Source organism: Streptomyces albiflavescens (assembly GCF_014645835.1).
Taxonomy (GTDB): Bacteria; Actinomycetota; Actinomycetes; order Streptomycetales; family Streptomycetaceae; genus Streptomyces; species Streptomyces albiflavescens.
Map to the genome: position 1 here is coordinate 159,082 of NZ_BMMM01000003.1, position 15,055 is coordinate 174,136.

The 15,055-nt window shown below is 69.4% G+C and carries 12 protein-coding genes; 4 read left to right on the top strand and 8 right to left on the bottom strand.

From position 1 onward, the window contains the following. Positions 1–114 precede the first annotated feature (114 nt). The 3 genes from IEY95_RS10125 to IEY95_RS10135 are packed head-to-tail and all read right to left on the bottom strand — an operon-like array spanning position 115 to position 3,601. Entirely contained in the window at positions 115–1,122 is a 1,008-nt protein-coding gene (locus IEY95_RS10125; protein ID WP_189185596.1) for a VOC family protein, read from the bottom strand. Beyond that, positions 1,119–1,991, bottom strand: a complete 873-nt coding sequence (locus IEY95_RS10130; RefSeq protein WP_189185597.1) for an alpha/beta fold hydrolase — start codon at positions 1,989–1,991, stop codon at positions 1,119–1,121. Before IEY95_RS10130 ends, IEY95_RS10125 begins: the two co-directional genes overlap by 4 nt. 8 nt (positions 1,992–1,999) lie before the next feature. Continuing rightward, entirely contained in the window at positions 2,000–3,601 is a 1,602-nt protein-coding gene (locus IEY95_RS10135) for a bifunctional 3-(3-hydroxy-phenyl)propionate/3-hydroxycinnamic acid hydroxylase (protein ID WP_229702786.1), read from the bottom strand. Between the two features lie 132 nt (positions 3,602–3,733). On the opposite strand from IEY95_RS10135, the gene IEY95_RS10140 reads away from it, so the two are divergent. Beyond that, positions 3,734–4,366, top strand: a complete 633-nt coding sequence (locus IEY95_RS10140; protein ID WP_189185598.1) for a TetR/AcrR family transcriptional regulator — start codon at positions 3,734–3,736, stop codon at positions 4,364–4,366. Next, positions 4,363–5,151, top strand: coding sequence for a 2-keto-4-pentenoate hydratase (locus tag IEY95_RS10145; protein ID WP_189185599.1), 789 nt, complete (start codon positions 4,363–4,365; stop codon positions 5,149–5,151). The genes IEY95_RS10140 and IEY95_RS10145 overlap by 4 nt, the downstream gene beginning before the upstream one ends. A gap of 96 nt (positions 5,152–5,247) precedes the next feature. Here the strand turns inward: IEY95_RS10145 and IEY95_RS10150 are convergent, their stop codons facing one another. After that, positions 5,248–6,189, bottom strand: a complete 942-nt coding sequence (locus tag IEY95_RS10150; RefSeq protein WP_189185600.1) for an amidohydrolase family protein — start codon at positions 6,187–6,189, stop codon at positions 5,248–5,250. 57 nt (positions 6,190–6,246) lie between these two features. Between IEY95_RS10150 and IEY95_RS10155 the strand changes: the two genes are divergently transcribed. Further along, positions 6,247–6,762, top strand: coding sequence for a MarR family winged helix-turn-helix transcriptional regulator (locus IEY95_RS10155; protein ID WP_229702788.1), 516 nt, complete (start codon positions 6,247–6,249; stop codon positions 6,760–6,762). Positions 6,763–6,946: 184 nt separating this feature from the next. Here IEY95_RS10155 and IEY95_RS10160 read toward each other — a convergent pair whose 3' ends face one another. The 3 genes from IEY95_RS10160 to IEY95_RS10170 form a co-directional block, all read right to left on the bottom strand. Beyond that, positions 6,947–9,115 carry an ATP-binding SpoIIE family protein phosphatase gene (locus IEY95_RS10160; protein ID WP_189185601.1) on the bottom strand — a complete coding sequence of 723 codons (2,169 nt, stop codon included), beginning with the start codon at positions 9,113–9,115 and terminating at the stop codon, positions 6,947–6,949. A 113-nt stretch (positions 9,116–9,228) separates the two neighbouring features. Then, on the bottom strand, positions 9,229–10,491 hold the full coding sequence (locus tag IEY95_RS10165; RefSeq protein WP_189185602.1) for an extracellular solute-binding protein: 1,263 nt from the start codon (positions 10,489–10,491) through the stop codon (positions 9,229–9,231). Positions 10,492–10,606: 115 nt separating this feature from the next. After that, the gene (locus tag IEY95_RS10170; RefSeq protein ID WP_229702790.1) at positions 10,607–12,001 is read right to left on the bottom strand and encodes a cellulose binding domain-containing protein; all 1,395 of its coding nucleotides are present in this window, start codon (positions 11,999–12,001) and stop codon (positions 10,607–10,609) included. 176 nt (positions 12,002–12,177) lie between these two features. Here IEY95_RS10170 and IEY95_RS10175 point away from each other — a divergent pair, with 176 nt between their 5' ends. After that, the gene (locus IEY95_RS10175; protein ID WP_189185604.1) at positions 12,178–13,377 is read left to right on the top strand and encodes an RNA-guided endonuclease InsQ/TnpB family protein; all 1,200 of its coding nucleotides are present in this window, start codon (positions 12,178–12,180) and stop codon (positions 13,375–13,377) included. 13 nt (positions 13,378–13,390) lie between these two features. Here the strand turns inward: IEY95_RS10175 and IEY95_RS10180 are convergent, their stop codons facing one another. Continuing rightward, positions 13,391–14,953: a beta-N-acetylhexosaminidase gene (locus IEY95_RS10180; protein ID WP_189185605.1), complete on the bottom strand. Its 1,563-nt coding sequence runs from the start codon at positions 14,951–14,953 to the stop codon at positions 13,391–13,393. Positions 14,954–15,055: the final 102 nt, after the last annotated feature.

Below are 15,055 nucleotides of genomic sequence, written 5' to 3' on the forward strand. Positions count from 1 at the left end.
GGCGACGCCGCCGGTGAACGGTCCGAGAGTCAGGGCGCTGTGGCTGACGGCATGGGGCCCGGTAGGCACGGAACGGGCCGGACCGGGAGGAGACCGGTCCGGCCCTGGATGCTCTCAGTCGTCGGAGATGCCGGCGCCGCTGAGGGCCGGGACGGTGTTCTCCGGGCGGGCGAGGGAGCGGGCTCCGAAGCGGAACTGGTCGAGTTTGTCGACGATGGTCTGGCCGACCGGGGTGTGGCCCCAGATGCTGATGCCCTGGTGGGTGCTGGGCTCCCAGGTCGTCTCGTCGATGACGATGGGGTTCCAGCCCACCTCCCACTCGAAGCCCGAGGGGGTGCGGGCGTAGTAGGACAGCTCCTTGTCGTTGGTGTGCCGGCCGACCGAGAGGGCCATGTCGAAGCCGAGTTCGTGCACCCGCTGGTAGCTCTGGGCGACGTCGTCGAGCGTGGCTGCCTGGATGTTGAGGTGCTGGACGCGGGTGCGGACGGGGTCGATGCGCAGGCCCTGGACGGCGGCGATCGCGATGGAGTGGTGGCGTTCGTTGACGCGCAGGAAGCGGATCTTGAGTTTGACGCCGCTGATCGTCTCGTCGATGTAGTCCGTCAGCCGGGCATCGAAGACCGTGTTGAAGTAGCCCCGGAGCTGGGTGGGTCTGGTCGAGGTGATCGCGATGTGGCCCATGCCGGAGTCGCCGGTGACGAAGCCGGAGGAGAGCATACGGAGCGGCTCCGCCGACTTCACCGGGGTGGTGTAGATCTCCTGGGTGATGCCCTTGGGGCCGGGGAAGCGCAGGAGGCGCTCGACGCCTCGCAGCGCGGCCTCCTCGGCGCTGCCGTGGATGACCGGGACGCCGTGGGCGCGTATGCGGGCCTCGATCTGTTCGAAGCCGGCGTGGTCGTCGATGTGCCAGCCGGTGGCCACGACGTCCTCGGCCGGGCCGCGCTGGATCAGGAAGCGGCATTCCTGGTCGTCGAGGCGGAAGCGCATCAGGTCGCGGGACAGGTCGTCGTGGTGCATGCCGATGGCGTCGGTGCCGAAACGTCGCCAGTCGGTGAAGCGATCGGTCTCGATGACGATGTATCCGAGGTGCACCGAGCCGAAGACGGAAGCAGTGGTGTTCATCGACGGCCCGCCAGGAAGTCGGCACACAGCCGGTTGAACAGCTCGGCGCGTTCGAACTGCACCCAGTGGCCGGTGTTGGCGACCTCGTACAGATCGCAGTTGGGCATGCGCTCGGCCAGCATGCGCCCGCCGGACGGCCGGTTGACCTTGTCGGCCGCGCCCCACAGCACCAGCGTCGGCACGGGCAGCCGGGACAGGCGCGCATCGCGGGTGAAGTCCATCTTCCACAGGGTGCGCAGGGCGTCCCGGCCGGACGGGCGGCGCAGCGGCGGAGCCGCGACGACCTCGGGGTCGATGCTGTCCCGGTAGCGCGCGTCGATGACGCTGTCCGGCACGTCCGCGGCGTTGAAGACGAGGTAGTTGCGGATGAACTTCTCCAGCTTCAGCCGCGAAGGTCCGTCCCCGGAGTAGTAGTTGAGCAGACTGTTGAGACCCGGTGTGGGCAGGGCGCGGGTGGTACCGATGCCGCCGGGTCCCATCAGCACCATGCGGTCGACCCGGTCGGGGGTGTCCAGGGCGAGGCGCAGCGCGCAGGCACCGCCGTAGGAATTGCCGACCAAGTGGGCCTTGTCCAGGCCCAGTCGGTCGAGCAGGCCACGGATACCGTCGGCGAGGTAGCCGAAGGGGTCGGCGCCGTCCATGCCCTTGGCGCTGCGGCCGTAGCCGGGCAGGTCGGGGACGATGACCCGGTATTCCTTCGCCAACTCGCCGATGTTGCGGGCGTAGTTGGAGACGCCGGAGGCACCGGGGCCGCCCCCGTGCAGGAGCAGAACGGGCGGACCGTCGCCGGTTTCGGCAACGAAGATCTTCTTGCCGTCCACGTCGAGCAGCGACTCCTGCATCGACGGCAGTTCGGTCTGCGTGGTCATGATCGTCCTCACTGAGCTGAGTTGGTGGCCGGTCGCGAAGTGGGCGCGAACCCGGCCGGTGGTCCCGGGAGTTGGGCACCCGCGGGCGCCGCGGCGTAGACATAGGCGTCGGGGCGCACGGCGAGGGTGGTCACGCGATGCTCGGCCAGCCAGGGCAGCAGCACGCCGTCACGGTCGACGACCGTGCCCTCGGCCGGGCGGCATCCGGCAGGCGTCATGGTCAGCGAGGGGACGCCGGAGCGGTCCCACTCGGGCTGGGGCACGGGCAGTCCACTGTGCAGGAGCAGCCAGCGGCCGCCCAGTACGTCGTCCAGGCGGACGCGGTCGCCGTCGGGCCCCGTCACCCAGGGCTGGGGGATCTGGTGTCCGGTGGCCCTGGTGCGCGGGCCGGCCTGCAGGCCGTCGGCGTAGTGGGCGACGGGGATCCAGTTCGCGTCCTGCATCCAGTTGGCGAAACCCGGCACCCGGCTCAGGACGGGAAGCACGGAGTCACGGACGCCGGTGACCGAGCGGCGCCGTTCGGTGATGATCCGGCCGACGAACACCGCCCGCCTGGTCACCTCCTTGACATGCGGCTTGCGCTCGGCCTCGTAGCTGTCGAGCACCGCCTCGGGCAGCTCGCCGCGCAGCACCGCATCCAGCTTCCAGCACAGGTTGGCGACATCACGCACCCCGGCGGCCATGCCCTGTCCGATCCACGGCGGCATGGCGTGGGCGGCGTCACCCGCGAGGAAGACCCGCCCCACCCGGAAGCGGGCGGCGAAGCGGACGTGGTGGCTGTACACGGTGGCCCGCAGGATTTTGATGCTGTCCCGACTGATCCCGTACCGGGACACCATCGCGTAGATCGCGTCATCGGTGGTCAGGTGCTTCTCGTCGTCCCCGGGCAGGACCGGGAACTCCCAGCGGTGGTGGCCGAGCGGCGTCGGACAGTCGACCGCGGGCCGCGCCGGGTCGCAGCGGAAGCGCAGCCGGTCGTGATCCGGCCAGGGCTTGAGCATCTCGGTGTCGACGACCACCCAGCGGTCCTCGTACGTCCGGCCCTCGTAGCCGACGTTCAGCTGGGCGCGGGTGAGGCTGGAGCCGCCATCGGCCGCGATCACGTACGAGGCGCGCAGGCGTCGTACGGAGTCGTCGGCGGTGGAGAGCACCGTCAGTTCCACGCCCTCGCCGTCTTGAACCACGCGCAAGCACTCATGGCGCAGGAGCACCTCGACGTTCGGATGGCGATCGACGCCGTCGCGCAGGACCTGCTCCAGGGCAGGCTGGTAGATGAACATCTGCGGCGGATGGCCGTGACCGCGCGGGGTGGGGTGAGCGCTGAGGAAGGTGCGGCCACGGGCGTCGACGAAGTCGAGGGCCCGCTCGGCCAGCATGTCCTGCTTCAGCCGGTCCGCCAGGCCGATGCGCTGCCAGATCCTTACGACCTCCTCGTCGGTGGAGATGGCACGCGCGCGCGAGAAGACCTCGGCGTCGCGCTCCAGCACGACGACCTTGAGCCCCATCCCTCCCAGCAGGTTCGCGGCAGTGACCCCTGTGGGGCCGTAGCCGATCACCGCCACGTCATACGCACTGTCCTCGGCTCTGCCCTTGGCGCTGATCTCGCCCACCAGGCCACCTCACTGTCGTCCCTGTTGCGTTACGGCTCTTGCTGTAGCGTTCACTCCAATTGGAATGGCTGCTACATTAAAGACGGTGTACGAAGGGGTCAAGTGCCGGCGACGCGAGAAAGGGCACATCCGATGACCAGGCCGCAGACGACACGCAAGAAGCGTGCGAACGGGGTGGAGTCGCGGCAGCGCATCCTCGACGCCACCGTCGAGATCGCGGGCGAGCGCGGGTACGAGGGCACGTCCATCGCGGCGGTCAGCGCCAAGTGCGGACTGCCCGCGAGCTCGATCTACTGGCACTTCAAGGACAAGGACGACCTGATCGCCGCGGTCATCGAGCGCAGCTTCGAATCCTGGCTCGCTGCCGTGAAGCTGCCGGGCGAGGAGGCCGGTACACCGCTGGAGCGGGTCAGCACCATGGCGGCGAACGTGGCCAAGTCACTGGTCGACGCACCGGACTTCCTGCGCCTCGGCCTCATGCTCGCCCTGGAGCGGCGGCCGGCCGAGCCCCGGGGCCGGACGGTGTTCCTGCAGGTCCGCGACATCGCCCGCCAGAAGATCGCCGAAGTGGTCGAAACCCTCTTCCCGGACCTGGACGAGGACGCCGTACAAGCCCTCACCACCTACACCGTGGCCGGTGCCGACGGCCTGTTCATCCATCGCGAGATCTCCGGAGACGCCGTCGACCTGGTGGCCATGTTCGAGCTGCACGCACGCATGGTCTTCGACGGGGCCACCCGCATGGCGGCGCGGAGCCCGGAGTGACCCTGACGGCCGGACAACGGGCGGAGGCCGCCGCGCTGTTGCGCCGCGCCGAGCACCACGTGGCACCGATCGAGCCGCTGTCGGCCCAGTTGCCCGGCCTGGACCTGGCTGACGCCTACGCCGTTCAGCGGGACAACATCGCCCGCCGTGTGACCGACGGCGCTGCGGTCGTCGGCCACAAGGTCGGCCTCACCTCGGCCGCGATGCGGCAGCTCCTCGGCGTCACGGAGCCCGACTTCGGCCATCTGCTGGACGACATGGTCCACCGGGACGGCACCCCGGTCTTCGCAGGCCACTACTGCGCCCCGCGCATCGAACCCGAGATCTGCTTCCGCCTCGCCCGGCCCCTGCGCGGCCCGGGCATCACCGTCGAGGACGTCCTCGCGGCGACCGAGGCCGTCGCCCCTGCCCTGGAGATCGTCGACAGCCGCATCCGCGACTGGAAGATCACTCCGGTCGACACGGTCGCCGACAACGCCAGCTCCGGGGGCCTGGTCTGCGGCCCCTGGACGCCGCTGGAACACGCTCCCTGCCTCGCTTCCGTCACGGCCGACCTGCTCGTCGACGGTGAGCAGGTCGCATCCGGCAGCGGCTACGAAGTACTGGGACATCCGGCCGCCGCCGTCGCCTGGCTGGCCAACACCCTCGCCGACTTCGACACCGCCCTCGATCCCGGACACCTCGTCCTGCCCGGCGCCCTGACCACCGCCCCCTTCGTCCGCGCCGGCCAGCAGATCGAGGCACGCTTCAGCACCCTGGGCCCGGTGGCGGTGACGTTCGTCTGACCCGCCTTCCGATCCGTCCGGGGACAACCGGCGCACGTCCGACGCACTGACGTGACCACGTGAGGAACTCGGCTGTCCGCCCGCGGTGTTGTCCGATCAGGCTGCCGCGAGCCGGGGGAAGAGGACCTCGGCGCTGCCGCGGTTGATCGCGTCGAGTTGGCCGGGCTCGAAGCCCTCGTAGCCGTCCAGCATGGAGTCGAGGAGACCGCCGTGCTCCTCCGGGGCGAAGGGGAAGTCGCTGCCGTAGAGGATGTGCCCGGGGGCGGCGAAAGCGAGGAGGGAGGGCAGGGCGGACGGCGTGGAGGACAGCGCGGTGTCGAAGTAGAAGCGCTGCAGGTCGGTCAGGATGCCGATGGGCGTGGTGCCGGGGTTGAATTGGGCGCCGCCCGTGAATCGCCAGGCAGCGTAGGGCAGGAATCCGCCGGCGTGGGAGAGGATCACCTTCATCCGGGTGTGACGACTCATCACGCCGTTGAGCGTCATGTGCACCGCGGTGCGGGTGGTGTCGAAGGGGAAGTCCAGCAGGGGGCTGGGCATGCCCTCCAGCATGGGCATCGGCGGCGCGTCGGGATGGATGAAAACCACCGCGGCGCGGGCGTCGAGCTCGGCCCAGAGCGGCTCGAACTCCTTGTCGCCGAGGTAGCGGCCGCGGACGTTGGACATCAACACCACGCCGTCGGCGTGCAGTTCGTCCAGCGCGTAGGCGGCCTCGGAGAGGGCGCCGTCGACGTCCGGCAGCGGCAGGCCGGCGAAGAACCCGAAGCGGTCCGGCCGGTCCTTGGCCAGCTCCGCGCTGTACTCGTTGACGCCACGGGCGACCGCGCGGGCCTCGGAGTCGTCGCCGAAGTGGGTGCCAGGTGAACTGATCGAGAGGATGCCGGTGGCGATCGACCGGCGATCCATCATCGCGATCGCGCTCCTGGCGTCCCAGGCGGGTGTGGGCCAGCCGGCGGCCGTCGCCCCATGACGGTCCATCACTTCCCGGTAGGCCGGCGGGATGAGGTGCTGGTGGACATCGACGCGGTACGGAGAGGGCACGTTCCCTCGCTTCCTAATATTTAGGGAGCTAATGATTGCTCTGGTAAGTTACCACCCATGGGCAACAGCGGCAATGTCGAGCACATGACGAAGGACGGCGACGTCGACGGTGAGGAGATCGCGCAAGCGGCCGACGCGCTCTTCGTCGCCATGCGGCGGGCCCGTTCGACGGGTGCCGAGCACTTCGGCGGACTCTCCCTGGCCCAGGTCGCACTTCTCGAACCACTGGCCGCGGAGACGGACATCCCGGTGGGCCGACTGGCGAGCAGCGCGGATGTCAGCGTCCCCACCGCCACCCGCATGCTGCAGCAGCTGGAGACGAAGGGCATCGTGGTGCGCCGCCGGTCCCCCGAGGACGAACGGCGAGTCCTGGTCAGCCTCACCGACGAGGGAGCCGAGCGGCTCGCCCTGCTCCGGTCCCGGTTGCGGGAGCGACAGACCCGCGCCTACGAAGCGTTCACGCCGACCGAGCGCGTCCAGCTCGTCACGCTCTTGCACCGTCTCACCGAACTCGTCTCCGATTCCGGCACCGGTGCCGGAACCGGTTCCGGCACCGGTTCTGGCTCCGCCTGATCCGGCCCCGCCGCCGCATCCGTCGGGGACCGATCCGCGACGCCGCGGAGTTCGCCCTGAAGGCTCGCTGCGGGTCGACGCCTCGACGATCGGGCTCGGTCCCGGGCGAGTGGGCTGCTCAGTGGTCGACCGCGGCTTGCGCGGCTGCTGTCGACACGAGGTCCTCGACCGCGGCCACCTGGAGCTACAGGGAGGCCAGTGCCGGCAACCCGGCGGAGTCGCCCAGCTCGGCCCAGACCGTCTTGCCGTGGCGGGCGTGGCGAGTTCCCCAGTGCTCGGCGAGTTGGGCCACCAGGAGCAGGCCGCGTCCTCCCTCGTCGAAGACACGGGCCCGGCGCAGGTGCGGGGTGGTACTGCTGTCGTCGGAGACCTCGCACATGAGGGTGCGGTCGTGAATCAGGCGCAACCTGATGGGCGGCCGGCCATAGCGGATGGCGTTGGTGACCAGCTCGCTGACCACCAGTTCGGTGGTGAAGTCGAGCTTCTCCAGGCCCCAGGCGGTCAGCTGCCGGGAAACGCTCGACCGGGCTCCGGAGACGGCGGCGGGATCTGCTTCCAGCTCCCAGGTGGCGACCTGGCGGGCCCCGAGTCCGCTGGTGCGGGCCAGGAGCAGCGCGACATCGTCCTCCGGTCGAGCCGGCAGCAACGCGTCGAGCACGGTGTCGCAGGCGGCCTCCAGGGAGGCCACGGGCTGGGCAAGGACATGGCGCAGCCTGGTGAGGCCCGCCTCGATGTCGTGGTCGCCGGCTTCGAGCAGGCCGTCGGTGTAGAGGGCGAGGAGGCTGCCTTCGGGCACATCGAATTCCGCCGCCTCGAAGGGCAGGCCGCCCAGACCCAGTGGCGGGCCTGGCGGCAGGTCGAGGATGTCGACGGCGCCGTCCCGGGGCACCACGGCGGGCAATACATGCCCGGCACGGGCGAGGGTGCAGCGGCGGGAGACGGGGTCGTAGACGGCGTACAGGCAGGTGGCGCAGATGTCCCCTTCGCCTTCCCCGTCCTGGTCGGCAGTGGCCTCGGAGGACAGACGGATAACAACGTCGTCCAGATGCGTGAGCAGTTCGTCGGGCGGCAGGTCGATGTCGGCCAGGGTGCGTACCGCGGTCCGCAGGCGGCCCATGGTGGCAGCGGCGTGGATGCCGCGGCCGACCACGTCGCCCACCACCAGGGCGACACGGGCGCCGGACAACGGGATGACGTCGTACCAGTCGCCGCCCACGCCGAACTCGGCGCCCGCCGGGAGATAACGGAAGGCGACCTCCACGGCGGACTGCCGCGGCATACGCCGTGGGAGCAGGCTGCGCTGCAGGGCGAGTGCGGTGGCACGCACTTGCGTATAGCGGAGGGCGTTGTCGACGGCCACGGCCGCCCTGGCGGCGATGTCCTGCACAGAGAGCAGATCCGCGTCGTCGAAGAGTTCGCGCCTGCGGTATCGGAAGAACTGGGCGACACCCAGGGTGGTGCCACGCGCGCGCAGCGGTACCACCAGCCTCGAGTGAATTCGGTGGGCACCGACGGCGAAGCCGGGATCAACGGCCGCCGCCGAACGGTCCGGAAGGTGGGAGGCGTCGAAGTGGTGTCGGGAGGGCCGCCCGGTGGTCAGAGCGCGGTCCGGTGGAGAGCCCACCGGGTAGGTGTGAAGCTGCTCCAGGGCAATCGTCGGTTCCGGGGAGCCCTCGGCCACGGACCGCTGCGCGGTCCGGCGCAGCACGAGCGGGCTCTTTGCCGGGGTGTCGCGACCCTCGAGCGCGGAGTCGAGCAGGTCGACGGTGACGAGGTCGGCGAAGTGCTCGATGGCGAGGTCTGCCAGCTCGTCGGCAGTGCGGGTGATGTCCAGGGTGGTCCCGATGCGCATGCTCGCCTCGTTCACCACCGACAGCCGCCACCGCAGCCGGCGTTCCCTCTCCTCCTGGAACGCCAGGGCGCCCCGCTCGGACGTGCGGTCCACGTAGTCGGTCGCCCCCGCCATCAGCTTGCGCGCGGCCGCGCTGATCAGCTCGGGATCGTTCGTCAGCCGGGGCATCTCCTCGAGCAGTCTGTCGACGATGACTCCCTGCCCGAGGCGAAAGGCCCGCAGCATGACGCTGACGGGCTTCCCGTGCCGAGCCAGCAGGCGCGCACGCTCCATATCCGCGGCCGGCGGTTCGATCTCGCCCGGATCGATGCCGTGCTCAAGGCCGAACAGAACGGCGGCAACGTGCTCGGCGATGTTCCGCGATGCCATGACGTCCGGGTCTTCCCACAGCTCGGGAAGGTCACGCCGCAGGGCCCCCTCCACTTCCCGGGTCAGCGCGGCCGTCTTCAGGCTGAGCTCACGCGCGGCACAGGACAGAAGACTGTCGGCGGTGAAATCCACACTTATGACGTTACGCCGTGCACATGCTCATGCGTTCCCGTGCGGTGCGGCACCCCACCAAAGGGGCTGGAACTCTCGTCAGCCCGTGGCACGGCGTCAGCGAGCGGAATCCGTCACTCGCCCTCTTCCGCCAGCGCCCGTGTGATGCGGTCGGAGGCTCGCCGGGCCTCCGTCGTCGGGTCGGATCCGGCGAGGACCTTCGTCATGTAGGCCTTGATCGGGTTGTCGGCCTCGACGGCGGCCCACTGGGGCGAGGAAGGGGTCGCCCGGCCCTGCGCGGCACCCGCCGCCATGGCCGCGACTCCCTCGTCACCCGCCACCGCTCCGGCGAGGGTGGTCTTGTTGGGCACGTAGCTCATCGTCCGGGCCAGCTCGGTCTGCCATGTGGCGCCGGCCAGGGCCGCGACGACGGCTGTGGCACCGGGCCGGTCGTTCGTGTTCTTCGGTACGACGAGGTCGGAGCCGCCGGTGAAGACCGCGCCGGGCTCGGCGGCCGTCCTGCCGGGCACGGGGAAGAAGCCCAGCTTCCCCTTGAGTGCGGGGTTCGCCCGCTCGATGGCCTGAGCGAGCCCGGGCACGGCCACGAGCTGGGCGACTCTCCCCTTCGCGAACACTCCGGCCTGCGGCGGGTGTTCCTCGTCGGCGTCCACAGGTCCTTTGCCGAGTGCTTGCAGCCGCCGGTAGAAATCCATGCCCCGCAGCGCGGCCGGCGTCTGCAGCGTGCCCTCCCAGGTCCCGGCGGAGGCCTTCTTGGCGAGGTCGCCGCCCTCGTCCCAGATGAATCCGGCGAGGGTGTACCAGTCCTGTCCCGCGAGATAAATCCCCTGGTTTCCGGAGGAGTTGAGTCGCTCGGTGTCCGCGAGCCACTCGTCGCGGGTCTTCGGCGGCTGCTTGACACCGGCCCGGGCGAACAGGTCCTTGCGGTAGATGACGACCCGGTTCGCCGCGTACCAGGGGATGCCGAACTGGCGGGTGTTGAAGCGGCCGGGCTCGGCGAGGCCCGGCAGCCAGTCGTTCATGCCCCAGTCGCGCATCGACTCGAGGGTCAGGTCGCTCAGTCCGCCGCCGTCCACGTACTGAGCGACCTGGGTGTTGCCCACCTCGATGACGTCGGGCGCACCCTTGTCCTCCCGTTTGAGCGCCGCCTGGACCTTCTCGCCGATCCCGGTCCATTCCTGAATGCGGATGTCGAGGCGCAGATCGCCATGCCTCCGCTCGAAGTCCGCGGTGAACCGCTTCAGGAAGTCCTTGGACGCGCTGCCCTTCATCAGCCACACCGTCACGGTCCGCCGGTCCGTACCGCCTTCCGGCAGGACACCGCAGGCGGTGAGGAGAGAGGCGGCGACGCATACGACGGCGAGGAGGCGGTGTCTCACGAGGGGTCCTGTTCTGTCTTGCGGACAGGGGCAAGGGGCCCGACGTGGGGGACGAGCTCAGCGCTCGCACGGGTGTTCTGGATTTTGGTATGGACCAATCGACCCCGTCAAGGGTTCAGCTTCCGGGCACGGTGTCCTCGAAGGCGGTTCCGGCGGCGCGGTACGCGGCGACCTTGGCGGTCACCTGGGCGGGGCTGAGGACCTGATCCTTGATGTGCAGCACGTAGTCGACCTGTTCGTCGTAGGCGCGGGCTGTCGTGCTGGTCTGCCCGGCCAGGTCGATGAGCCACTGGTTGAAGTTGATCGACATGGGGCGCTCCGGCAGATACGCGGCGTCGTGCGTGCCGAAGAGCTGTCCGTCGATGTAGTACCTGATGCTGCTGCCGTCGATCGTCAGGATCAGGTCGTGCCAGCCGCCGTAGCTCTGCCGGCCCTCGGTGTGCTGATTGACGGCCTGCCACGGGTCCGGGTTGTAGGTCTCCCAGGACGTCGTGTAGAGGATGTTCGAGGGCTCGCCCCAGCCGCCGTTGGGCAGATACTCGAAGTCGTACTCGGAGTAGTCGTCGGCCATCGGCGCGGTGAGGTCGTTGATGGTGAAGAACGTCTGCACGAGGTGGTCGCCGTCCGGGCCCGTCCTGGGCGCGTCGGAGAACTTGACGCGTGCCGCGTACGTCCCGTTCTTGAACTTCGTCGCCTTGGTGAGGACTTCGGTCTGCTCCGTCGAGGCGCCGGTCCCCGCGGTCGATGTCTCCAGGTTCATCAGCGAGTTGCCGCCGGAGCTCACGAAGGTGACGTTCTCCGGGGCCCAGGTCGCGCCGGGCACACCGGGCCCACCGGAGTTGGAGCGGACGGTCCAGCCGTGCTCGGAGATCTTCGGATCCGTGTGACCGGTGTAGTCGAAGTCGTCGAAGAGCGCGGCGCCGTCGGCGGGCGGGTCGGTCGGATCGGGGTCCGGGTCGGGGTCGTTGCTCGCGGGAGCGGTTCCCCACACGAGCGTGTTCGCGCGCGTCGCCGTCACCTTGCCCCAGTTCGCGTACGAGGTCTGCGTGGCACCGAAGGAGTAGTCGTCGCTCTGGTTCAGGGTCTGCCAGTCCGAGCGGTAGAAGCGCAGCTGCATGTCGCCGGTGTCGGCGCCGGCCGCGAGGCTGCCCGCGCCGGAGGTGAAGCCGATCTCCAGGTAGCGGTCGGCCGTCGCCGTCGGCTGCGTGAGGGTTCCGAAGGTGCCGGTGATGTTGGCGCAGCCCTTCACCGCCCAGGAACACGCGAAGCGATAGGCGGTGCTCGCCGAGTCCGCCTTGAAGTAGTAGCGGATCTTGACCTCGCTCAACTGCAGCGATCCGCTACCGGTGTTGGTGACTTTCAGCCAGGGCTCGCTCTGGTCGGCGCTCGCACCGGTCGCGCTGGTGCGGTACTGCACGCTGAGGCCGTCGGCGGCCGCGGTGGCGGGCAGGGCGGTGAGTCCGGCGAGGGCGAGCCCGGCGGCTGCCGCGACGCCGATGGCCGTTCGCATTCTGGCGCCTTGTCGGTTCATCTGATTCCTCCGTGAATACTCCGCCTTTCAGGGCGGAGAGGAAACGGGCTCCTGCGGAGCAGGACAGGGAAAGCCGATTCGCCGCCGGGGCGGATCGGCATCCAACAACCGGCTGTTTGCCGGGAGTTACACAATGGAGTGCTAGTTTGTGAGCTGTGACCACTCACGTGAGGCGGGCGTATCGGTACCGCTTCTATCCGACTGATGCGCAGGCGGCCGAGTTGTCGCGCACGTTCGGGTGTGTGCGCAAGGTGTACAACATGGCGCTGGCCGCTCGTACCGATGCATGGACCCGGCGGCAGGAGCGGATCAACTACAACGCCACGTCGGCGATGCTGACGGCGTGGAAGAAGACCGAGGAGCTGGCCTACCTGTCCGAGGTGTCCTCTGTACCGCTGCAGCAGTGCCTGCGGCATCTGCAAGGGGCGTTCGTCAACTTCTGGGAGAAGCGGGGCAAGTACCCGCGCTTTAAGTCCAGGAAGAAATCCCGCCGCTGTGCCGAGTACACCTCGTCGGCGTTCCGGTACCGGAACGGCACTCTGACGCTGGCGAAGATGAAGGACCCGCTTCACATCGTGTGGTCGAGGCCTCTGCCCGAGGGGTCGGTGCCCACGACGGTGACCGTCTCGCAGGATCCGGCGGGACGCTGGTTCGTCTCGTTGCTCTGTGAGGACGCGTCGGTGAAGCCGCTCCCGGTCACGGATGCCGTGGTCGGGATCGACGCGGGGATCACCAGCCTGGTGACGTTTTCCACCGGGGAGAAGGTCACCAACCCGAGGTGCGAGCGTAGGGACCGGGTCCGCCTGGCGAAGGCGCAGCGGGAGCTGTCCCGCAAGACCAAGGGCGACGGCGCGAACCGGGCCAAGGCCCGCCGCAAGGTTGCCAAGATCCATGCCCGTATCGCCGACCGGCGCCGGGACCACCTGCACAAGCTGACCACTCGGCTCGTTCGTGAAAACCAAACGATCGTGATCGAGGACCTGACAGTCCGCACCATGCTCAAGAACCACACGCTCGCCCGCGCCATCAGTGACGCGAGCTGGACCATGATGCGCTCCATGCTGGAGTACAAGACCGCCTGGTACGGAAGGGACCTGGTCGCCGTCGACCGCTGGTTCCCCTCCTCCAAGCTGTGCTCCATCTGCGGCACCCTGCAAGCGAGGATGCCACTCAGCGTCCGCACCTGGACCTGCGAGGGCTGCGGGGCGACCCATGACCGGGACGTGAACGCGGCCATCAACCTCAAGGCCGCCGGGCTGGCGGTTTCTGTCTGTGGAGCCGGTGTAAGACCTCAACGGAGCACTCCGGACGGGCAGTCGGCGACGAAGCAGAAAACCTCACAGCGCGAGCCGTGAGAATCCCCCTCGTTTACGAGGGGGAGAAGTCAACGATGTGTCTCCTCTCGAAGGCCGGGAGCCGTGGCTCCCGTCGTGGGGGATGAAGCGGTACGCCGAGGGCGTGCAGGCGTACCCGGTGATGCCGCAGACGGTGCGCGAAGTCCGGCCAGGGCCGGGGCGCCGACCAGGCGTTCTCGGCGAGAGCGCACAGCCGCGGGAACGCCCGGTACTCGATGTGCGCGGGCGTGGGCAGATACTCGGTCCACAACTGGGCCTGGGTGCCCAGGACTTGGCCGGCGGCTTCAGGCTCCCAGTCGGCTGCGGGGCGAAAGGCGTGGACGGCGTCCAGGCCGATCGGCGGGCCCGGCTGGGCGGGCGGCTCCTGTCGGCTCGCCGACTCCGCGTAGTCGAAATAGGTGGCCCGATGGGGCGCCATCACCACTTCGTGGCCGCGCCGGGCCGCGGCGAGACCGTCGGCCGCGTCCCGCCAGGGCAGCACGGTGAAGGAGCACGGCAGGGTCACCCCGTCCTCGTACCAGCCGAGGGGCTTGCGTCCACGGCGTACGAGGAACTCCCCGACGCGGCCCATGAACCAGCCGTGGAGCTGCTCGGGCCCGGCGAGCCCCTCCGCCCGCGCCCGGCTCCGGGCCTCCGAACGCGCCGCCCATTCGCCGGTGGGGCACTCGTCGCCGCCGACATGGATGTACGGCGAGGGGAAGGTGTCCATGACCTCGTCGAGGACGGTGCGGCAGAAGTCCAGGGCCTGGTCGTGGACGCCCAGCACCTGGTCGGACACACCCCACTCGGTCCACACGTCGAGCCGGCGGTCCGGGTCGTTGCCGAGCTCGGGGTAGGCGGCCAGGGCGGCCCGGACATGGCCGGGCATGTCGATCTCGGGTACGAGGGTGACGCCCCGCGCGGCCGCGTGGGCGACGAGACCGCTCAGCTCGGACCGCGTGTAGCTGCCGCCGTGCGGGATGCCGTCCCCGCGGGTCTCCGCACGCCGTGCTCCGATCTCGGTGAGCTTGGAGTAGGCAGCGACGGGCATCCGCCAGCCCTGGTCATCGGTGAGGTGCAGATGCAGGGTGTTGAGCTTGTGCAGTGCCAGCAGGTCGATGAATCGCCTTATGTACGCGGCTGGTTGGAAATGCCGGGCCACGTCGAGCATCGCCCCGCGCCACGCGTATCGCGGTACGTCGGTGATCCGCACACAGGGGAGGGTCCACGCGACACCGCGTACGGGGCGGCCGGCGAGAACGTCGGACGGCAGCAGTTGGCGCAGGGTCTGGACTCCGCGCAGCAGGCCGGTGGGGTCGGCCGCGTACAGGAGTATGGCGTCGGGGGTGACGGTCAGCCCGTATCCCTCCCGGCCGAGAGCGGTGAGCGTCGGGTCGAGGGCGAAGGTGACCTGTCCGTCGGCGGTCGTGGGCAGGGGCAGCCCGGTGGCGGGGGCGAGGAGTTCGCGCAACAGCGCGGCGACGGCCTCGGTGCCGGGTGCCGCCTTGAGGCTCGTGCGCTCGTCGAAGGTGAACTGTCCCGATGTCACGACGAGTTGGCTCGGCGCGGGAAGCAGCGGTACATCGACTGCGGGCATGGCGGAGGAGCCTTTCGCGACCGGATCGACCTTACCAATTGGTCAACTGACCTCTTGCGCGACTTGAAGGTGGCATAGACCAATAGAGGCGTCAAGGGTCCT